At 67.4% G+C, this 20,355-nt stretch carries 19 protein-coding genes and 1 tRNA gene; 8 read left to right on the forward strand and 12 right to left on the reverse strand.

Annotation, left to right across the window (positions count from 1 at the left end):
• Positions 1–105: 105 nt before the first annotated feature.
• From A9310_RS08460 to A9310_RS08480, 4 genes are all read right to left on the reverse strand, one after another.
• Positions 106–549: a hypothetical protein gene (locus A9310_RS08460; RefSeq protein ID WP_065630194.1), complete on the reverse strand. Its 444-nt coding sequence runs from the start codon at positions 547–549 to the stop codon at positions 106–108.
• 177 nt (positions 550–726) lie between these two features.
• On the reverse strand, positions 727–1,128 hold the full coding sequence (locus A9310_RS08470) for a HepT-like ribonuclease domain-containing protein (RefSeq protein ID WP_083207306.1): 402 nt from the start codon (positions 1,126–1,128) through the stop codon (positions 727–729).
• The gene (locus A9310_RS08475) at positions 1,103–1,405 is read right to left on the reverse strand and encodes a nucleotidyltransferase family protein (protein WP_065630245.1); all 303 of its coding nucleotides are present in this window, start codon (positions 1,403–1,405) and stop codon (positions 1,103–1,105) included. The genes A9310_RS08470 and A9310_RS08475 overlap by 26 nt, the downstream gene beginning before the upstream one ends.
• Positions 1,406–1,505: 100 nt before the next feature.
• Positions 1,506–1,578 (reverse strand) — tRNA-Ala (locus tag A9310_RS08480).
• A 75-nt stretch (positions 1,579–1,653) separates the two neighbouring features.
• Between A9310_RS08480 and A9310_RS08485 the strand changes: the two genes are divergently transcribed.
• Positions 1,654–2,397, forward strand: a complete 744-nt coding sequence (locus A9310_RS08485; protein WP_065630195.1) for a hypothetical protein — start codon at positions 1,654–1,656, stop codon at positions 2,395–2,397.
• 80 nt (positions 2,398–2,477) lie between these two features.
• On the opposite strand, the gene glpR is transcribed toward A9310_RS08485, so the two are convergent.
• Both glpR and A9310_RS08495 read right to left on the reverse strand, forming a co-directional pair.
• Positions 2,478–3,752 carry a gephyrin-like molybdotransferase receptor GlpR gene (gene glpR, locus A9310_RS08490; RefSeq protein WP_065630196.1) on the reverse strand — a complete coding sequence of 425 codons (1,275 nt, stop codon included), beginning with the start codon at positions 3,750–3,752 and terminating at the stop codon, positions 2,478–2,480.
• 148 nt (positions 3,753–3,900) lie between these two features.
• Positions 3,901–4,566, reverse strand: coding sequence for an SIMPL domain-containing protein (locus tag A9310_RS08495; RefSeq protein WP_065630197.1), 666 nt, complete (start codon positions 4,564–4,566; stop codon positions 3,901–3,903).
• 89 nt (positions 4,567–4,655) lie between these two features.
• On the opposite strand from A9310_RS08495, the gene A9310_RS08500 reads away from it, so the two are divergent.
• Positions 4,656–5,426 carry an ankyrin repeat domain-containing protein gene (locus tag A9310_RS08500; protein ID WP_065630198.1) on the forward strand — a complete coding sequence of 257 codons (771 nt, stop codon included), beginning with the start codon at positions 4,656–4,658 and terminating at the stop codon, positions 5,424–5,426.
• 44 nt (positions 5,427–5,470) lie between these two features.
• Here A9310_RS08500 and A9310_RS08505 read toward each other — a convergent pair whose 3' ends face one another.
• The 3 genes from A9310_RS08505 to A9310_RS08515 form a co-directional block, all read right to left on the reverse strand.
• The gene (locus A9310_RS08505; RefSeq protein ID WP_065630199.1) at positions 5,471–6,127 is read right to left on the reverse strand and encodes a GNAT family N-acetyltransferase; all 657 of its coding nucleotides are present in this window, start codon (positions 6,125–6,127) and stop codon (positions 5,471–5,473) included.
• Between the two features lie 157 nt (positions 6,128–6,284).
• Complete coding sequence (gene glp / locus A9310_RS08510; protein WP_058251484.1) at positions 6,285–7,589, reverse strand: gephyrin-like molybdotransferase Glp; 1,305 nt, start codon at positions 7,587–7,589, stop codon at positions 6,285–6,287.
• 159 nt (positions 7,590–7,748) lie between these two features.
• Positions 7,749–8,693: a UTP--glucose-1-phosphate uridylyltransferase gene (locus A9310_RS08515; RefSeq protein ID WP_065630200.1), complete on the reverse strand. Its 945-nt coding sequence runs from the start codon at positions 8,691–8,693 to the stop codon at positions 7,749–7,751.
• Positions 8,694–8,856: 163 nt separating this feature from the next.
• Here A9310_RS08515 and A9310_RS08520 point away from each other — a divergent pair, with 163 nt between their 5' ends.
• Positions 8,857–9,435 carry a 5-formyltetrahydrofolate cyclo-ligase gene (locus A9310_RS08520; RefSeq protein ID WP_058251486.1) on the forward strand — a complete coding sequence of 193 codons (579 nt, stop codon included), beginning with the start codon at positions 8,857–8,859 and terminating at the stop codon, positions 9,433–9,435.
• Between the two features lie 81 nt (positions 9,436–9,516).
• Here A9310_RS08520 and A9310_RS25055 read toward each other — a convergent pair whose 3' ends face one another.
• Positions 9,517–9,849: an FmdB family zinc ribbon protein gene (locus A9310_RS25055; protein ID WP_083207307.1), complete on the reverse strand. Its 333-nt coding sequence runs from the start codon at positions 9,847–9,849 to the stop codon at positions 9,517–9,519.
• Positions 9,850–10,070: 221 nt separating this feature from the next.
• Here A9310_RS25055 and A9310_RS08530 point away from each other — a divergent pair, with 221 nt between their 5' ends.
• Positions 10,071–11,621: a sodium:alanine symporter family protein gene (locus A9310_RS08530; protein ID WP_065630202.1), complete on the forward strand. Its 1,551-nt coding sequence runs from the start codon at positions 10,071–10,073 to the stop codon at positions 11,619–11,621.
• A 54-nt stretch (positions 11,622–11,675) separates the two neighbouring features.
• On the opposite strand, the gene nhaA is transcribed toward A9310_RS08530, so the two are convergent.
• Positions 11,676–12,935: a Na+/H+ antiporter NhaA gene (gene nhaA / locus A9310_RS08535; protein WP_083207308.1), complete on the reverse strand. Its 1,260-nt coding sequence runs from the start codon at positions 12,933–12,935 to the stop codon at positions 11,676–11,678.
• Positions 12,936–13,164: 229 nt separating this feature from the next.
• Here nhaA and A9310_RS08540 point away from each other — a divergent pair, with 229 nt between their 5' ends.
• A complete protein-coding gene (locus A9310_RS08540; protein WP_065630203.1) occupies positions 13,165–13,836 on the forward strand; it encodes an SAF domain-containing protein in 672 nt (223 codons plus the stop codon).
• 177 nt (positions 13,837–14,013) lie between these two features.
• Positions 14,014–14,847, forward strand: coding sequence for a large conductance mechanosensitive channel protein MscL (gene mscL / locus A9310_RS08545; protein WP_065630204.1), 834 nt, complete (start codon positions 14,014–14,016; stop codon positions 14,845–14,847).
• 550 nt (positions 14,848–15,397) lie between these two features.
• Here mscL and A9310_RS08550 read toward each other — a convergent pair.
• Complete coding sequence (locus A9310_RS08550) at positions 15,398–16,021, reverse strand: hypothetical protein (protein ID WP_065630205.1); 624 nt, start codon at positions 16,019–16,021, stop codon at positions 15,398–15,400.
• A 637-nt stretch (positions 16,022–16,658) separates the two neighbouring features.
• Between A9310_RS08550 and A9310_RS26125 the strand changes: the two genes are divergently transcribed.
• Together A9310_RS26125 and A9310_RS08565 are read left to right on the forward strand one after the other, a co-directional pair.
• Positions 16,659–18,422 carry an ABC transporter ATP-binding protein gene (locus tag A9310_RS26125; protein WP_217492962.1) on the forward strand — a complete coding sequence of 588 codons (1,764 nt, stop codon included), beginning with the start codon at positions 16,659–16,661 and terminating at the stop codon, positions 18,420–18,422.
• Complete coding sequence (locus A9310_RS08565) at positions 18,415–20,316, forward strand: ABC transporter ATP-binding protein (RefSeq protein ID WP_065630208.1); 1,902 nt, start codon at positions 18,415–18,417, stop codon at positions 20,314–20,316. The genes A9310_RS26125 and A9310_RS08565 overlap by 8 nt, the downstream gene beginning before the upstream one ends.
• Positions 20,317–20,355: the final 39 nt, after the last annotated feature.

The following is a 20,355-nucleotide window of genomic DNA, read 5'->3' on the forward strand; positions in this document are numbered from 1 at the left end:
GGAAACTAACAAACCGTCTCAGGGCACGATGTGTGTTTCACAGGACCCACTGTGAAATGGCAGATCCCAGCGCGACAGACCTCGGCTTCCGGGAGCGGAACGTCGTCAGTTGGACGCGGCTTCCTCGTCGTGACGGTGCCGGATGTCGCGGATGGTGGCCACCACCGAGGCGAAGACTAGGACGAATCCCAGCACGAGAAGCGTGACCGCGACGTAGTGCATGATCTGCTCGTAGTGCCCGACGTCGAATTGCTCGGCCGCGATGCGCAGGCCGACCACCACGAGCCAGGCCAGTAACGCCATGGTGAGTGCCCGCCGCTGGAAGACCGCGCTCCGCCGCCGGTGTTCGTACTCCGCGAGTTCGTCGATGGCGTCGAGGACGATTCCGCTCATCCGCGCATGTGCCGCCGAGTCGTGCGGCAGCTTCGCCAGGATGTCGACCTTCTGCGACAGCTTCTGGTGCCGGTCGTTGGCGTCGAGCCGCGCGATGACCGCGCCGATCATCGCGACGAGCAGCGTTCCGGCGAACGTCAGCATCGCGGCGGTCATGCGCGAAATCTACAACGACGCCCGCGGTGATGCGGCCGTTAGCGAGTGGATGGACTACGAGAAAACCCGCCCCGGCGAGCGCCGGAACGGGTTGTCGGTGGAGCTATGGGGAATCGAACCCCAGACCTACTCGATGCGAACGTGTCGCGCTACCGACTGCGGGCAAGAGTGCGGACCCTACGCGTGGCTCTCACCTCGAACGTCGCCGGCTTCACGGTCGAACTCGGCGAGAAGGCGCTCCAGCACCGGTATGAGCGCGCATACGTCTTTGGTTGCCGCCGTCCACACGATCGAGCTGTCAACCTGCGCGTAGCCGTGAACGAGGATGTTTCGCATCCCGATGATCTTGTGTACATGCGGTATTCGCTTAGCAAGAACCTCATCCCGACGTCTGAGACCGCGAAGGGCTTCACCGACGATCTCGATCTGACGTTCCGTCGCTGACTCGACCAGGAGGTCACCGATGTACTGGTCCAAAGACACGTCGGCCACGATGAGCCGGACGTTTCGTGCGGCGGTTAGTGCCTCCCAGATGTAGGCAGCCCGATTCTTCTCAGGCCGCATAGACATCTTCGGCATTGTCGAGTATCGACTTCGCCACGAACGGATTCTTCACCGCGTTGGCCATCACCAGGTCGACGTCGCGCCCCACGATCTGTTCGAGCGCCGCCTCAAGGTCGAAGTAGTCATGGAAGACGTTGTCACGATCCCCCCTGAACTCCACGAGAAAGTCGACGTCGCTGCTGGGATCGAAACTCTCGGTGAGTACCGAACCAAAGACTCGTAACCTGGCAACGCCGAAACGCGCACACACCGCACCGATCGCATCGACGTCGAGCGGGATCGCGGTGATCATGTTCACCAGTCTCTCAGATTGTTGGCCTTGGCTCGACGACCAGCGCGTCAGAACGAGAGGCCCCGTACACCTACTCGGGCGTACGGGGCCTCTCGTGCGGTGGAGCTATGGGGAATCGAACCCCAGACCTACTCGATGCGAACGAGTCGCGCTACCAACTGCGCCATAGCCCCGGGAGGCCTTGCGACCAACCGCGAGCCACTTTATCAGCCCGGGGCCGCCGACTCCCAAACGGCTAGGCTGGTCGGGTGCCTCAGATGTCTGATCAGCAGTTGGCCGGTGTTCTCGACAATGTCGTGGGGGTGATCAACCCGGTGCTCGATGCACTCGCCGAGCGCGATCCGCTCGGCTTGAAGGGCCACACCTTCCACGATGACGACCATTCCGACTCGCGCCTGCAGCAGGCCCAGCACGCTGCGTCGAAGCTGCTCGACGTCGCGGAGTGGCCCGGCACGAAGGGCTGGTCCGAGCGGTCGATGCACAAGCGCGCGAGCTGGTGGGTGACCCGGATCGGCACCCTGAACACCGGCGCCGTGGCGTTCCCGGGCGTCTTCGGGGTGTGGGCGAAGCGTCTGCCGATCACGCCCTATCTCGGGTTCGCCAACCAGGCCATGGTGCTGGTCGCGATCGCCCGGGAGTACGACGTCACCGATCGCAAGCGACAGGTGCAGTTGCTGGCGTCGGTGCTGTGCAAACGGGACCTCACGAACCCCGATGTCACCGCCGAGTCCGGCAAATCCCTACCGTCCGAACCCAAGGAGCGGGAGAAGTCGCTGTTCGCCGCGATCTGGGATGCGGCGAAGTTGCTTCGCGCCGTCGACGACGAGTTCGAGAAGCGTCCGCAGCCGATGGCGTTCTTCCGCATGCTGGCCTACATCCCCGTGATCGGGGCGCCGGCCACCTACCTCGGCGAGCGTTTCGCACTGTCCCGGGCCGCGAAAGCCGGTCAGGCGTGGCTCGACGCGCACGGCAAGCCGGCACTCACCAAGTAGGCCCTGAACGCGTCAGCAGTGGGTGCCGCCGGGCGACACCCACTGCTGAACGGATCCGCTGCCGAAGTGCTCTCGACGAGTCAGCCGACGCGGCGGTACTGCAGGTCCTCGCGGTCCATCCGTCGACGCTGGAACGGCGGGATGTGATCGAACACAGGATCTTCGTCGTCGATCTCGAGAACCGTTGCGCCACCGGGTCGCCGAAGTCGCGGAGGGGGCGGGGCGGCGGCGAACTCCGGAACCGCGGCGGCGCGTCGACGACGCTCCTCCTCGGCGCGCGCCGACCGCTTGGCACGGGCGAGTCGCTGTGCCCGGATCTGCTGCTCCGTCTTCACCGCGCGCCGCAGGTAGGCGAGGTAGCCGACCAGTAGCAGGCCGAGGACGCCGGTGGCCACCCAGCCGGGCGTCCCGACGACGACGCCGGCCACGATCGACAGCAGCGTCAGCACGAACAGACCCACCGTGACCCGTTGACGTTCCCGGTATTTGAGCTCGCGTTCCTTCTCCGACGAGTAGACACTGCGCCCCGTCCGACGGCTGCTCGCCGTCCGCGCCGCCGGGCGGCTGTCGGCCACCTCGTCGAAGTCGGTGTCGGCGGCGTCGTCGACGTCATCCTCCTCGGACTCCGCGACGGGAGCCGACGACGATTCGGTGCGACGCGACCCGCGGGCGTAGTCGTCGTACTCGTCCTCGTCGAGTTCGTCTGTCGCGTCCTCGTATTCGGAGTCGTCCTCGTATTCGGCGTCGTCGTATTCGGCGTCCTCGAGCTCGCCGTTCTCGACTTCTCCGTCGACGTCGGCGAAGTCGTCCTCGTACTCGTTGTCGAGCTCGTCGGTGTCATCGACCTCGGCGGCAGGGGTGCTGTCCGCGTCCGCGGTCGCCTCGTCGTCGGACTCCGCATCGAGGTCCCGGTCGGTGTCCGCGTCGGCGTCGGCGGAGATGTCACCGTTCACGGAGTCGTCGTCGGAAGCCGCGTCCACCGTCTCGGAGTCGGTGTCGCCATCCACGGATTCCACCGTCGGCTTCTCGACCTTCGCGCTGCCGGCACGTCGGGTCGAAGGCTTGGCCTTCTCGGCGTCGACATCGTTCTCGGCGTCGGCGTCGGCGTCGGCCTCGAGCGTCGCGGTGGCGCTGCGGCGCGAGGACTTCCAGGACGGATCGTGCGGGTGACGCGCCGACGACCGGCGGCGGTTCTTCGTCGCGGTCGTGGCACGCGATCCTCCGCGATGCAGCAGTCGCGTCTTCCGTGCCGCGTCGGTGGACTTCAGGATCTGCGGGCGTCCCTTGATGACCATCGGGACCAGCACGAAGAGCCAGACCGCGACGAGACAGACCCACAGTACGGAGTTGGGCATGCGACTCTCCCTTCATTCACTCTGGTCACACGAGGCCACTCCACAATCTAGGGCTGCGAGCAGTCACGCCCGGGTAGACGCGCCGTGGGACAACCGAATCGGCGTGGTTTCACACGCGCCTCTCAGCAACACCGGCAGCAGAAGCGGGTCAGGCCGTGCGGAAGCGCGCGTCGACCGCGACGCCGATCTCGATGTCGTCGGTCCGCAGTTCCAGTGACGGCGGGGGCGGGCCGGCCGCGACCGCCATCGGCATGGCCCGACGAGATGCCTGCGGCACCCGCGGCGCCATGTCCGGATCGGACAGGAGGACGGGAACCACCGGCCCTCGACCCACGGCGTCGGAGTAGGCCTGCGCCTTGACGATCGCGTCGTCGACCGCGGCACGACGCAGCTCCCGTTCGCGGTCCCGCCGGGTCTCCGCGCGGAGGTCCCAGTCGACGTCACCGATCTCGACGGCGTCGACCGACGCCCAGACGTCGATGAACTCCGACAGCCGCTCGAAGTCGACGAACTCCGCTTCGACGCGGATACGCGTGTTGTAGACCGGGTCTCGTAGATCACCGGTCTCCGAGTACGGGCGGTACGAGTACACCCGGACCGAATCGGCGGACCAGCCGGCCACCGCGCCGGCCGTCTCGTGATCGGTCAGCGCGCGCGTCAGGTCTGCGTGGACCTCGACCGCCCGCGTGTAGACGGCCGACTTGTCCGCACCCTCCACTCGCACGGCGAGGTGGATGATCCCGCGTTCGGGCCGGTAGCGCCCGCGGGCGGAGCCACGGACGACGATCTCGAGATGGTCGGTGTGCTCGGTCATGCGAAGAGCCTATGCGTCGGCGAGCCGGCGCGGACTATCGTACAAATCGGACATCGTTCAAGTGCCGTGAAGGGACGATCGTGGTGCGGATGAGAAGACTGATTGCGTTGTTCGCGACAGCGATGTCGGCGTGCGCGGTCGCCGGGTGCGGGTGGATCGCCGAGGTCGTCTCGACGCGCGTGGACGCGGCCGACTACTTCACCGCCCCCACCGTTCGATTACTCGACGCCGCCCGGCGGGACGACCGGGCGCAGATCGAATCCCTTCTCGCACAGGGCGCTGACCTCCACGAACACGGCGGTGATCCGGACACCGACCCGCGCCGCGTGGACATAGCGCCGCTGCAGTGGGCAGTGGAGTTCGAACCACCGGGCGCGGTGGCGGCATTGCTGCAGGCGGGCGCCGACCCGCATCTCCCCGGCGCCGGCCGATACAACGCAGTTGCCTACAGCGTGTTGCTCGACCGTTTCGCTGCCTTCCGCACCCTGATCGAGTTCGACGCGGGACTGGTCGAGGCATCCGACCGGATCGGCGGCAACGTGGTCCACACCGCGGTGCGCCATCGTCGCGACGATGCGTTGCGCCTGCTGATCGACCGCGGCGCCGACCTCGACTCCGTGCAGCCCCTGGCCGGCCGGACACCGCTGTTCACCGCGGCCGACGTACTCAACATCGACCACTGCCTCGCCCTGCTACAGGCGGGAGCCGATGGTGCACATCGTGATCAGCGAGGTGCGACCTTCATGCCGTCGCTGTACACCGCCGACGACTCGATACGGACGAGTTCGTACCTCCGGACGCGCGCCGCGATCGAAACCGAAATGCGCGCACGGGATTTCCCGGTCGAAACCGGGCGGTGACGCCGCCGCGAACTCAGGGCGACCGCCGTATCGCCAGCGGAGGGTCAGTGGAACGACGCACGACCCGCCCGGACGAGCGCCTCGGCGGCACTGCCGACGACCTCCTCGGCCGTGAGCGCGAACAGCATGTGGTCACGCCAGCGTTTGTTGACGTCCATGTACCGCTGCAGCAGACCTTCTTGCCGGAATCCGATGTTGGTCAACACCTTCTGCGATGCCTCGTTGGCGGGCTGGACCGTCGCGTCGAGCCGGTGCAGGCCGACGGCCCCGAAGCAGTGGTCGACCCCGAGTGCCACCGCGGCGGTCGCGATGCCGTTGCCGGCGACGGCCGAGTCGACCCAGTAGCCGATCCACGCGGTCCGCACCGCGCCGCGTTGGATGTTGCCGACCGTCAGCTGCCCGACGTAGCGGCCGTCGAGTTCGATCACGAACGGGAGCAGCGCACCTCGTTTGGCCTCCGACTTCAGCACCGCGAACAGCGGCGGCCACGACCCGGGCTGATGGCGTTCAGCCCAGCTTCCGACACCCGTCGGTTCCCAGGGCAACAGGGCGTTCTGGTTGCGGATCCGCAACTCGCTCCACGTCCTGGCATCCCGCACCTTCACGGGCCGCAGGGTGACCGTGCCGGTCCGGGTGCGCAGCGGCCCGAGGGTGGCCGGCCATCCCGGACTTCCCTGACTGCCGCTCAACCACCTGAACACGAGAAGAAGTTTATGCGCTGTCACACCCGAGTCGGCATGAGACCTGTATCTCGAACGAGGGTGGCTTCGACTCGGCTCCTCGACCTCGACGCGCTCCTTCGTCGCTTGCTCGGCCCGGCGGCTGCGCTCGGTGCCGGCTCAACCAGCGGGGGTGAGCTCACCCGCGCTGCGCGAGGAACGCCACTTCGACCTCGTCGCCCGTGCCCATCTCCTCGACATCGGGGTCGACCATGATCAGGCAGTTCGCCTCGGCGAGTTCGGCGAGCAGGTGCGACGACCCGGTCGGTGAGGCGCCGAGCACCTGCACCAGGTAGTCCCCCGACCGTTCGTCCCGCATCAGCTGCCCACGCAGGTAACCCTTGCGGCCGCGCACCGACGCGATCGGTCCGATGGTGCGCGCCTTGATGATCCGCCGCATCGGTTGCCGTTTGCCCAGCGCGATCCGGATGAGCGGCCGGACCATCACCTCGAAGGTCACCAGAGCGCTCACCGGGTTGGCGGGGAGCAGGAACGTCGGCACCTCGTCGCGTCCGAGGCGCCCGAAGCCCTGGACCGACCCGGGGTGCATCGCCACGCGCACGATCTCCAGGTCGCCGAGGTCGGCGAGGGCGTCGGCAACAGCGGTCGACGCACTTCCCCCCACCGCACCGCAGATGACCACGATCTCGGAGCGGATGAGCTGCGCCTCGACGACCTCCCGCATCCGCGACGCCTCGCGCTCGGCGATGCCGACGCGGTTCACGTCGGCGCCGGCGTCGCGGGCGGCAGCGGCCAGCGCGTAGCTGTTGACGTCGTAGATCTGACCGGGACCGGGTGTGCGGTCGATGTCGACGAGCTCACTGCCCACCGAGATGACCGACAGGCGCGGGCGCGGGTGCACCATCACGCGTGCCTGACCGACCGCGGCGAGCAGCCCGACCTGGGCCGGGCCGATGATCGAGCCCGCGCGGACCGCGACATCGCCCGGCTGGACGTCGTCGCCGACCCGCCGGACGTAGTTGCCGCTCTCGACGCCGTGTCCGATCTTGACCTTCTGGTCGCCGCCGTCGGTCCAGCGCAACGGGACCACGGCGTCGGCGAGCGTCGGCATCGGGGCCCCGGTCTCGACACGCACCGCCTGACGCGGTTGCAGCCGCGTCGGTGTCCGCGAGCCCGGCCCGACCTCGCCGACCACCGGTAGGGACACGATCATCGGCTCGCCCGGTTCGAGGTCGACGAGCTCGGCGCCGTTGGCGTCGAAGTCCTCAAGGTCCTCGGGCGCGAGCACCCCGGCCAGACCGACGTCGACCGCGCGTACCGCGTAGCCGTCGATGGCGGCCTGGTCGAAGCCGGGCATCGGGTGCTCGGTGACGACCTCCTCGGCGCACATCAGGCCCTGCGCCTCGGAGATCGCGACGCGCACCGGACGCGGCGCCACTGCCGCCGCGGTCACCAGCGTCAGATGATCTTCGACAGACCGCATCTCACCGCTCTTCCCGTCTCAACCGGTCAGTGCACCGGGACGTGCGGCCGACAGCTCTCGGCACGTCGTGCACTCGATACAACACAGGAGAACGTTATCGAGCGCGCCCGCGGCAGCGTGCGAGGCGCGCGGATGCGACCGGTGATCGCCCGTGCGGAATCAGCTGTCGGCGAGACGCTTCTCGAGCCATTCGCGCAGATCGGGACCGTAGTCGTCGCGGTCGAGCGCGAAGTCGACGGCCGCCTTGAGATACCCGCCGGGGTTGCCGAGATCGTGTCGGGTGCCGTGGTGGACGACGACGTGGACCGGCTCGCCCTCCTCGATGAGAAGCGCGATGGCGTCGGTGAGCTGAAGTTCGCCACCGGCGCCGGGTTCGATACGGCGCAGCGCGTCGAAGATCTTGCGGTCGAGGATGTAGCGACCCGCGGCGGCCAGATTCGACGGCGCATCCTGCGGTTCGGGCTTCTCGACCATGCCCTTGAGGCGCATGACGTTCGGGTTGTTGGCATCGGGAAGCGGCTCGACGTCGAAGACGCCGTAGGCGCTGATGCGCTCCTCGGGGACCTCGATGGCACACAGCACCGAGCCGCCCCGGCGCTGACGGGTGCGCGCCATGACCTCCAGGACACCTCCGGGCAGCACCAGATCGTCGGGCAGCAGAACTGCCACGGCGTCCTCGTCGTCGTCGAGGTAGCTCTCGACGCAACCGACCGCGTGCCCCAGGCCGAGCGGCTTCTCCTGCACGACCGACGCGACCTCGAGCAGGTTGGGCGCCTTGCGCACCTTGGCCAGCATCGACTCCTTGCCACGCGTGGCGAGGGTGTTCTCGAGTACGAGGTCCTCCACGAAGTGGGCGACCACGCCGTCCTTGCCCGGGGAGGTGACGATCAGGAGACGATCGGCGCCGGCCGCCTTGGCCTCTTCGGCGACGAGCTCGATGCCGGGGGTGTCGACCACCGGCAGCAACTCCTTGGGCACCGTCTTGGTCGCCGGCAGGAACCTCGTGCCCAACCCGGCTGCCGGGACGACCGCGGTACGCGGGATCGGCGGAGTGTTGGGTACACCTTCGTACTCACTGAAACCAGCTTTATCCGTCGCACTCATGAATCCACCCTAGGACAGGTGCCGGTTCTCGGCCGGACAGACGGCGGTGACCGGGACCTCACCACGCTCGTTCCGACGGTCGGATACAGTGCGGGCGTCCCGGCTGTCCCGGCCGGGGCGCACATGCCACCGGTCTCGAGACGACGCGAAGGACGGTCGGGTCTTGACAACGCTGAAACAGCAACTGCGACAAGAGATCGAGGATCGACGATCGCGTCGGTCCGCCGACGAGCGGGACCGGTCTGCCGCGGCCCTCGCCGAATGGATGTATTCCTGCCCCTTCCGGCTCGAATACGACGTCACGGTCGCCGCGCATGTCCCCGTCGGCAACGAACCCGGCTCGAATTCGATGCTCGACGCGCTCGTCGACCGAGGCGTGTCGGTTCTGGTCCCGGTGGTCCCCGACGGCGACCCCGCACCGATGGACTGGGCGCCGTACACGGGGCCGGACTCGCTGGCTCCCGGACGCTGGGGACTTCTGGAACCGACCACCGACCGCGTCGGGGTGACCGCGATCCGCGCGGCGTCGGTGATCCTGGTTCCGGCGCTCGCGATCGACAAGAGCGGTGTGCGGCTCGGACGCGGCGCCGGATACTACGACCGGACCCTGCACGGTCTGTCGGCCGACCTCGTCGGCGTGGTCTATGACGACGAGGTCGTCGACTCACTGCCGTCCGGTGACCACGATGTCCCGGTCGGTTGGACTCTCACTCCCGGAGACGGGTTCCGCCGACTCGGCTGACCCGGGTACAGCGGAACCCGGGCGGTGTCGGGGGACACCGGCCCGGGTTCGGCTTATGACGTTGTCGTCGCGGGACGCCGGTCAGGCGGGGGTCGCGGCCTTGGCCTCGCTCTTGGTCGACGACGCCGAGCTTGCGGAGTCCGACTTGGAGCTGCTCGACGAGCTGTCCGACGACGAGGAGCTCGACGACGACGACGAGCTGTCCGACGAGGGCGTCGAGGTGTCCGAGGACGAGCCGGGACGCGAGTCCGTGCGGTAGAAACCGCTGCCCTTGAACACGATGCCGACCGAGTTGAACAGCTTGCGCAGGCGGCCTGCGCACTGCGGGCACTCGGTCAGCGAGTCGTCGGAGAAGGACTGGACGATGTCGAACTTGTTGTCGCACTCCGTGCAGGCATACGAGTAGGTGGGCACCGCGAAACCTCCGAATGTCAGTAAACGATGACCAGTGTAACCGACTTTGGCACTCCCTCATTCCGAGTGCTAAGCGCGAGTTCCGACCGGCGGATTTCGCACCTTGTCGCGCACCGCCGCGTGCCGTCGTGCAAAGTGTTCCCCTAGCCGAAGCCAACGGTTCACCGCATGCCGACCGATAGCGACGCCCTGAGCGGCCGCCCGCACGACGCTGGAGTCCCATGACCGACTTCCTGAACGACCTCAACAGCATCATCTGGAGCAATCCGCTGGTGTACCTGTGCCTCGGTGTCGGGGTCTACTTCTCCATCCGTTCGAGATTCCTCCAGATCCGGCACGTACCGGAGATGATCCGGGTCATGCGGCACGGCGAGAGTTCCCCCGACGGCGTGTCGTCGTTCCAGGCGCTGATGATCACGCTGGCCGGCCGGGTCGGCACCGGCAACATCGCCGGTGTGGCCACAGCGATCGCCTTCGGCGGTCCCGGCGCCCTGTTCTGGATGTGGGCGATGGCCTTCCTCGGGGCGTCGACGTCGTTCGTCGAGTGCACGCTGGGCCAGATCTACAAGACCCGCGATCCGCTGACCAACGAGTACCGCGGCGGCCCGGCCTACTACTTCAGCAAGGCGCTGGCCCACACCAAGGCGGCCCCGTTCTTCAAGGTCTACGGGCTCATCTTCGCCGCCGTGACCGTCCTCGCCTGCGGGCTGCTGCTCCCGAGCGTGCAGTCCAACTCCATGGCCCTGGCGATGAACCAGGCGTGGGGTATCGCGGACTGGGCCGTCGCGATCGGCGTCGTCATCGTGCTCGCCTTCGTCATCATCGGCGGGGTCAAGCGCATCGCTACCTTCGCCACCGTTGTCGTGCCGTTCATGGCGGTCCTCTACATCCTCTTCGCGCTGGTGGTGGTGTTCCTCAACGCGTCCGAGATTCCCGAAGTCCTCCGGATGATCTTCGCCAGCGCCTTCGGGATCGACTCCGTCTTCGGTTCGGTGGTCGGCGCTGCGGTCATGTGGGGCGTCAAGCGCGGCATCTACTCCAATGAAGCCGGCCAGGGCACCGGACCGCACGCAGCCGCGGCCGCCGAGGTCTCGCATCCGGCGAAGCAGGGCTTCGTGCAGGCGTTCGCCGTCTACATCGACACCCTCTTCGTGTGCTCGGCCACCGGCTTCCTCATCATCTCGACCGGTGCGTACCGGGTGTTCGAGGGCGAGAGTGCCGACGGCGCGGTGATCGCCGACGGCGGACTGCTGCCGACGGCCACCGACGTCGGACCCACCTTCGTCCAGATCGGCTTCGACAGCATGTGGAGCGGCGCCGGTTCGACCTTCGTCGCGGTGTCTCTGATGTTCTTCTGCCTGACCACGATCATCGCCTACTACTACATGGCCGAGACCAACCTGCGGTTCCTGATGGGGAAGGCGGCGACCATCTACATCGGTCCGCTGCGCAGCACGCTGGGCTCGAACCTCACGATGCTCCTGCAGGCACTGATCCTCGTATCGGTGGCCATCGGATGCGTCTCGACCGCCAGCGAGGCGTGGACCCTCGGCGACATCGGAGTCGGGCTGATGGCGTGGCTGAACATCGTCGGCATCATCATCCTGCAGCAACCCGCGTTCAAAGCGCTGCGCGACTACGAGAAGCAGAAGAAGGAAGGCAAGGATCCGATCTTCGACCCGATCGCTCTCGGAATCGTCGGGGCGACGTTCTGGGAGTCCTACGGCCGGGCCGACGACCGCCCCGAAGAAGTCACCCTGTCCAAGAAGTGAGCCGACCGCCCGCGGTTCCCGTCACCGGGAACCGCGGGCGGCGGCGGGGCGTGTCTACCCCCCGATGACGTCCTTGTCGATGTCGGGGATGTTGTCGCGGTTCATGTCCGGATCGCGGGCCTGTCGAGCGTCCCACCGCAGCAGGAACGCGGCGAGCACTGCCGAGACGACAGATCCGACGAGGATGGCCGCCTTGGCCGCGGCGGCGTGGTCGTCGGAGCCGCCCTCGAAGCTCAACTCGGCGATCAGCAACGCGACGGTGAAACCGACTCCGGTGAGTAATCCGACGGGCAGCAGATCGCGGATGCCGATCGCGTCTGGTAGGCGCAACGGCGTGAACCGGGTCATCAGCCACGTCGAACCCATCACACCCACGACCTTGCCGACGACGAGACCGACGACGATTCCGATCGACACCGGTTGGACGATCGAACCATCACCACCCACGACGGTGACGCCCGCGGCCGCGAAGGCGAACACCGGCAGGGCGAGCGCCGAGGAGTACGGGCGGACCGCGTCGTCGAGTCGCTCGGTGCGCGGCTCCTCCTCACCACGGATCGCAACGGCCGGCACCACGAACCCGAGGAGTACGCCCGCAACGGTCGCGTGCACCCCGGACGCGTGCATCAGACCCCACGCGACGACGGCGACCGGGATGAGGACCGGCCACCACCGCCACGCCTGCCGCACCAGCACGGCGAAGAGCGCCACCGCGGCAAGGGCGGCCACCAGCATGACGAAGTCGATCTTCTCGGTGTAGAACGTCGCGATGACGATGATCCCGAGCAGGTCGTCGACCACTGCGAGCGTCAGCAGGAACGTCCGCAGGGCGAGCGGGAGACCGCGGCCGAAGATCGCGAGAACTGCGAGAGCGAAGGCGATGTCGGTGGCGGTGGGGATCGCCCAGCCGTGCAGCCCGTCCGGGTCGCCGATCGCCACCACGACGACGTAACAGAGCGCGGGCGTGACCATGCCACCCACCGCGGCCGCAATGGGAACACCGGCGAGTTTGAGATCCCGGAGGCTTCCGGCCACGAACTCGTGTTTCAGTTCGACTCCGACGACGAAGAAGAAGATCGCCAACAGCCCGTCGGACGCCCAGTGCGCCAGCGACAGATGTAGGTGCAGCGCCTCAGGCCCCACCTCGACATGGAGCAGAGAATCGTAGGCCTCCCGCCACGGCGAGTTCGCCCAGAACACTGCAACAGCGGCGGCCACCAGAAGCAGCGCCCCACTGGTCGTGTCTAGCGCCGCCCAGCGCCGGATGCGATCGGCCTTGCGTGCGCTGTCTGCTGTCGGTTGCTCGTCGGCCATAGGCTCTCCTCTGCTCGATCGCACGCGGTGCGCCGGACGCGGCCCGCGCGACGAGCGGCCGACCAGACTTCCCAGCACAGAACATCGATTCTCCCCCACCGCAATGCCGCGGGCCATTCCGGGCCCACGGCCGGACCGCTGTCCACACCGGTCGACGGCCCGATTGATGTTGTCCACAGACGAGTTCCACGGGCCGATCACCCGGGCAGACGGACCTAGCCTTCGTCACATGTCTCCCCCGTCGAAGCTTCCGTCGAAAGCCTCACTCGGGCCTCGAATTCGTGACCGGGTGAGTTCGGCGCTGCGACCGGGGTGGACGCGCAGCGTCCTGATCCGACGTGTCGCCGCGACAGGACTGGTCGTCGCGGCCGTGGTGGTGGGGGTTGCCGGAACACGCGCCGACGGCGACGTCGAGGTCATGGTTGCCGCGCATGACCTGCTGCCGGGACAGGTGGTCGAGATAGACGATCTGGCGCCGCGGAGCGTCGCGGAAGCCACGGTTCCCGACGGTGTCCTCACCGAGGCGGCACCCGCACTCGGGCGAACCGTGACCGGGCGTGTCCGCGGAGGAGAAATCCTCACCGATGCTCGCCTGCTGTCGTCACGTCTACCCGCCGACCTGACCGGGGACGACGATGCCCGGCTCGTACCGATACGACTGTCGGACGATGCCGTGACCGCGCTGCTGCGACCCGGCGACGTTGTCGACGTATTGACCGAAGAGGCGGAAGTGCTGGCCCGCCGCGCCGTCGTCGCACTCCACGCCGCCGAATCACAGTCGGGTGGTATCGCTCCCGGCGGGACCGCGGCCGCCCCGGTGCTGCTCGCGATGGACGCCGCATCCGCCCATCGGGTCGCGGCGGCGGGGCTCGATACGGCGCTCGCGGTGGTCCTGCACTGACGAACGGCCGGGTCACCGCATGACGACACAGCCGGGTCAATCAACTCAAATGGATCGGTTCGTTCACGATCGTGGATAGGGTGGTACGAGCTCGCACAGCGCATGTCGGATTTGCTCCGATCATGCGCAGAATCACCGGACAAGAGCAGGAACATCACCGAAAAGAGGCCGTACACCGTGCTCAAGGGATTCAGGGATTTCATACTCAAGGGCAATGTCGTCGAGTTGGCGACAGCGGTCATCATCGGTGCCGCTTTCACCGCGATCGTCACCGCGTTCACCGACGGCATCGTCCAGCCGATCATCAATTCGATTCCCGTCGGCTCCGACGCGGCGCAGGGACTCGGCTTCCAGATCACCGACAACCCATCGACATTCGTCGACCTCGGCAGTGTCATCACCGCGGTGATCAACTTCCTGATCATCGCCGCGGTGGTGTACTTCATCATCATCCTGCCGTACAACAAGCTGGCCGAGCTGGGCGGTTTCGGCAAGAAGGCGGAGGTCACCGAGATCGCCCTGCTGTCCGAGATCCGCGACCTGCTGGACCCCGACGGCACCTCGAAGGCCAAGGCAGAGGCCGAGAGTGATCTGCCGGCGCATCTCTCCGATCCGTCCGGTTCGGCCGGCGACTCCTACGGTCCGCCGTCGGGCTCCTTCGCCCCGTACGAAGCACCCGCCGGAGCCGGTACGACGCAACGTATCTCGACTCCGCCGGCACCGCAGGGCCCGCCGTCGCACCCCACTCCCCCGCAATCGATTCCGCCGCAGAACGTTCCGTCCCAGTCCGTCCCGCAGAATCGTCCTCCGCAGGGCCCGCCGCCGGGAAGCCCGTCGGGTCAGCCGTATCCGACGCCGCAGCCGGCACCCGGTAGCTACCCGCCGCCCGGGAACTACCCCGGCCCGGGCAACTACCCGCCTCCTGGCCCCGGAAGCGGTTATCCCGGTGAGCAATACCCGGGCGACTTCCCGGGTGAGGGCCCGGACGCGCCGGGGCGTCACTCGCGCTGACACGCGGGCCCCGTCTCCCAGGAAGCTGACAGCGGGAGCCATCCGAACCCGAAGGTCGGCCCCCTACTTTGGGATTCGTCGCCGGAACGTGCGACCGCACCGGACCTGAAAGACCGGTGCGACCGAACGAGAACAGGATGAACGAATGCCGAACAAGCCCGCACCGAACCGTCAGTCGCAGACCCAGAACCGGCGTCCGGCGCGTCCGCAGCAGCGCACCCAACCGCGTGCGCAGGCCCGCCCCAGGACGTTCCCGTGGTTCTTCGGTAGCTGAGTAACCCCGCTCCCAATCCAAAAGTCTGCACAATTCCTGCTCCCTGAGGTGCGAGGAGCGCATGCTACGCCCCCTCTGCTCCCTGAGGTGCGAGGAGCGCAAGCGACGAGCCACGAAGGGTTTGGCGACTTACCTCGTCAGCCCTTCGTGGCTCGCTTCGCTCACACCTCAGGGAGCATGGGGAGGACGCTTCGCTCACACCTCAGGGAGCATGGGGAGGGCGCTTCGCTCACACCTCAGGGAGCATGGGGAGGGCACCTCAGGGACAGTGCCAGTTCACGCCGGCGGATCGACGCGCTGGACCCAGACGGTCGGCCCGTCGGTCAGGGTGAACTGAGCCCGGACCTGCGCGTCCCACCGGCGCGCGTAGAGGGCCGACAGTCGTTCGTCACTCGTGCTGCACGTGACCGGCAGGCCTTCGCGACGGCCGCGCTCGATGACCGGGTCGACCAGCCCGGCGAGGGTCCCGCCTCGCCGATGATCCGGATGGACGAGCGCGAAGATCACCCGGATCGGATTCTCCGCGACCTGCGCTTCCTCCGATTTCCGCTGCAACTCGGTGAAGCGGTGGATGAAGCCGTCTATGACATGCACCTGATGCTTGGTGCGCGCCTTCATGTCCTCGTCGATCCGCCCGGCCTCGTCACCGGGGGCCGAGACCGCGATCAGCGCAATGAGGTCACCCCACTCGTCGAAGACTCCGTGTAGGCCTCGCAGGTACTCGACGAACAAGATTTCTCCGTACCAGCGGTACGCCTCGACTGGCGAGTCCCGCCCGATCAGCCATCGGTACACCGGGACCTCGCGCAGGCCGTGTTCGAGCAGATCGAGGGCGGCATCTTGATCCGATTCGACCAAATGTCGGGTCGTCGTGCCGCCCACTTGTACGCGATGCGTCATCGGTTCATATCAGCACATCGATTGCCTGTACGCGCCACCGGTCAGCAACAACCCCGGTCTTGGCATTCGGAAAGCTGAACCATACGGGGTTGCGAGAACTCTTCTAGTAATTGTCCCCTCACCATCACGACGATGACCGAGAGATGACCGAACGCCGAACTCTTGCGGTCAACCCTATTTATCGACCCCGCACGAAATGCTAGCCCTCCTGTAATCGAATAACGTACTGTCTGCGACGTGCTCGCCAATCGAAGTGCGTGCGAGCACGTATGCACCACCACCGACGAAGGAGATCTCATGGCAGAAGTGATTCAGGGCGCAATTTCCGACGCTATCGTCGAACTCGTCACCGGCTCGATCGAATCGGGTTCTGAAGACGCACCCGCCTGAACGACCCGAATACTGAGCCGCTCCGTGGTCAACTGCGGAGCGGCTTTCTTCGTCTCTGGAGCTCCTCGAATTGATCGCTGAACACTCCATTTAACAATCGTTTGAGACACATTGTTGATCAGCATTCCTGGTAAGAGCTTGCCACATGGATCAATTGCATAGACTGCGCTGGAACCGGCGTGAGCGGCTTCCGTCACCGAGCAAACCACCGCGCCAGCGTCACGACGACCCGGAGTAGCCTCACCAGATGCCCGTCACCCGCTCGATGAGCAAGGATGAGGTACGCGCGTTGCTCGCGCTCCTGTTCGACGCGCTCCGGACAACCCGTTGGGCCTGCGCCGGTTTCGTCGTCTTCCAGCTCGCGTCGGTGTTCACCACGCTCGCCCAGCCCGCTCTCAACGCCGCGATCATCGACGACGGAATCCTGCGCGGTGACGTGGCGACCATCAAGCGCGTCGGGGTACTCATGGTCGTGGTGGCCGTGGTCAACCTGGTGGTGTCGATCGGTGCCACATTCCTGGCCTCCCATATCTCGGCGACCGCGGCTCGCGACCTCCGCACGCGTGTGCACGGTCGGATCAGCGCCTTCAGCGATCCGCAGGTCCACTCCATCGGCCTCTCGAGCCTGCTGACGCGCTCCACCGGAGATGTGGGCCAGATCCAGGGATTCCTCTTCATCAGCCTGACCGTCGTGGTGACCGCGCCGTTGATGCTGTTCGGCGCGCTGGTGTTGTCGCTGGCGCAGGGCTGGCGGATGGCGCCCGTGCTGGTGGTCGCCGGGGCGGTGCTGGTCGTCGTCGTCGCCGTCCTCGTCCGGCGTCTGGTGCCGTGGGCTGCGCAGTTGCAGCGTCGCCTCGACGTCGTGAACCGGGTGCTGCGCGAGCAGCTGCGTGGCATCGCGATCATCCGCACCTTTCGGCGAGAGGACCGGGAGCGCGCCCGGTTCGCGGTGGAGAACGACGAACTCACCCACGTGGCCCTGCGCCTCGGCCGACTGCAGGTCCTGATGCTGCCGTTGGTCACCGTGGTCTCGAACCTCGCCGTGGTCGCGGTGACCGCGCTGGGTGCGATCTTTGTCGACCGCGGGGAGATGCAGATCGGCCAGATCACCGCGACGGTCGGCTATCTCGCCCAGATCCTGCTGGCGGTGTCGCTGCTGACCATGATCGCCGGGGTCATCCCGCGTGCGGTGACCAGCGCCGGACGAATCACCGAGGTACTCGACACCGAGCCGCTCGACCCCGGCGACCCCGGTGACGGCCGGGCGCCCTCACCGCCCGCGATCGTCTTCGACGCGGTGTCGGTCGCCTATCCGGGCGCCGAGTCCCCCACCGTCGACCAGGTCTCCCTGTTCTGCGCACCCGGCACGGTGACCGGCGTCCTCGGCGGAACCGGCAGCGGCAAGTCGACGCTGCTGTCCCTACCCCTGCGGTTCGCCGACCCCACGTCGGGCGTGCTCCGATGGGATGCCGCCGACGTGACCGCCCTGGCGCCCGCATGGGTTCGCGCACGCAGCGCCTCCGTGGGTCAGGGTGCGGAGCTCATCACCGGGACGGTCGCCGACAACCTCCGGATCGCCCGACCGACCGCCACCGACGACGAGCTGTGGGACGCCCTGGAGGTCGCCGCCGCGGCCGACTTCGTCTCGGCTCGCCCCGGCGCTCTCGACGCCACGGTGGCGCAGGAGGGTCGCAACTTCTCCGGAGGCCAGCGCCAGCGGCTCGCACTCGCGCGTGCCGTGCTCCGCCGGCCCGCGCTGTACGTCCTCGACGACCCGTTCAGCGCTCTCGACGTCGACACCGAGGCCCAGATCATCGGACGGTTGCGCCGGACCGATCCGGATGCGACGGTCCTGATCGCCGCGCAGCGTGTGTCGTCGGTCCAGCACGCGGACGTCATCGCGGTGCTCGACGCGGGGCGGATCGTCGGCCTCGGAACAGATTCGGAGTTGCGGTCCCGCAGCGACATCTATCGGGAGATCGCCTACGCGCAGGCGGTGACCAATGCTTGACCAGAGATCGCAGGCGCCGGCGGTCGGGCCGAGGGGGAAGCAGGCGTCGGCAGACCGACCGACGGCTCGACGGCGCGATGGATCGCTGCGTTGGATCGTCCGGCAACTCGACCTGAGCAGAGGACGTGGGGCGGCCATCTCCCTCTTCGCGATCCTCGCCGCGGTCGGCGGCGTCGTCGCGCCGATCCTGTTCGGTGCGGTCACCAACGTGATCGTCGACGGCACGGTCGGCGACGTGACGATGAACTGGGGACTGCTCTGGACGCTGCTGGCGATCCAGGTCGGGGTGTTCGTGGCGGCCGCGGTCTGCAGCCTCGCCCAGGGCCGGTTGCTGACCGTCGCCGTGCAGCGGTCGGTGGCCGGGTTGCGCGCACGCATTGAGGACAAGATCCACCGTCTTCCGTTGCGCTACTTCGAGAACACCACACGCGGCGTGTTGGTGAGCAAGCTGACCGCCCACACCGACAACGCCGCGACGGTGATCGCACCGGTGCTGGTGACCGTTCCGACGAATGCCTTGACGCTTGTCGTCGTCACCGCCGTGCTGTTCGTCATCTCCCCGGTGCTGGCTTGTGTCGCCCTGGTCGCAGCACCCGTGTCGGCGCTGGCCGCGGTCCTGCTCGCCCGCCGGGCACGACCGCACCTCGAGTCCCGCTGGACGACCACGGCCGCCCTCACGGGGCACATCGAAGAGGAACTCAGCGCGCGCCGGATGTTGCAGGCGTACAACGCCGAACCGACCGCCGCGCGCCGCTTCGACGACCTCAACGACAAACTCTTCTCCTCGGTCCGCTCTGCCCAGTGGATCGGCGGTTCCCTGCCCTCGGTCCTCACCGCGGTCAACGCCCTGGTGTTCCTGATCCTGGCGGTCCTCGGCGGGATCATGGTGGTCGACGGGCACCTCAGTCTCGGGGCGGCTCAGGTGGTGGTGGTGTTCGCCCAGCAGCTGACGAGCGCGGTTCGCGAACTCGCCGGGTTCGTCACCAAGGTGCAGTCCGGCACCGTGTCGGCGAGCAAGGTCCGCGAGGTGCTCGAAGCTCCCGAGGACGCCGGCGCCGACACCGGCCAGCCGGTGCCGGTCTCGTCCGGCCGGCACCAGCTCCCACCCGAGATCGTCTTCGACGACGTGGGCTTCGCCTACGAGGAGGACAACCCCGTTCTCGACTCGGTGAGCTTCCGGATGGCACCCGGCACGACCACCGCCGTGGTGGGGACCACCGGGTCGGGCAAGACCACGCTGACCAATCTCCTGCAGGCGTTCTACGCACCCAGCCGGGGCTCGATCACCATCGACGGCGTCGATCTCGTCGAACTCGGACCGCACCGGGCACGGGCGGACATGGCCGTCGTCACCCAGGAACCGTGGCTGTTCACCGGGACAGTCCGCGAGAACATCGCCTTCGGCATCGAGGACGGCCGTGCGGTCGATGCGGCTCTCACGGACAGCCACGTCGCGCAGATCGTCGCCGCACTACCCGAAGGCATCGACACCGTGATCGGCCAGGAATCCGAGAATCTCAGCGCCGGCGAGAAACAGCTGGTCACCGTCGCGCGCGCGATTGCCGCGTCGCCCAAGATCCTCATTCTCGACGAGGCGACCAGCGCCGCCGACCCCCGCACCGAGTTGCTCGTTCAACGTGCCCTGCACCGTCTGCGTGCGGGGACCACCACCCTGCTCATCACCCACCGCATGGCGACCGCGGCGTTGGCCGACGAGATCGTCGTCCTCGACGATAGGGTGATTGCCGAGGCAGGGACCCACCAGGAGTTGCTCGCCGCGGGCGGGATCTACGCCCGACGGTGCGGACTGCCGCCGGCGGACGCCACGGCCGGCGACGACGAGAGTGTGAGCGGCAGCAGTCCCAGCGGTCCGGACGCGAGGTCGGACCCGTGACAGAAGGCAGGAGCCAGCGCGAGTCGGACCACCGGCCCG

It is taken from the genome of Gordonia sp. UCD-TK1, assembly GCF_001691435.1.
Taxonomy (GTDB): Bacteria; Actinomycetota; Actinomycetes; order Mycobacteriales; family Mycobacteriaceae; genus Gordonia; species Gordonia hongkongensis.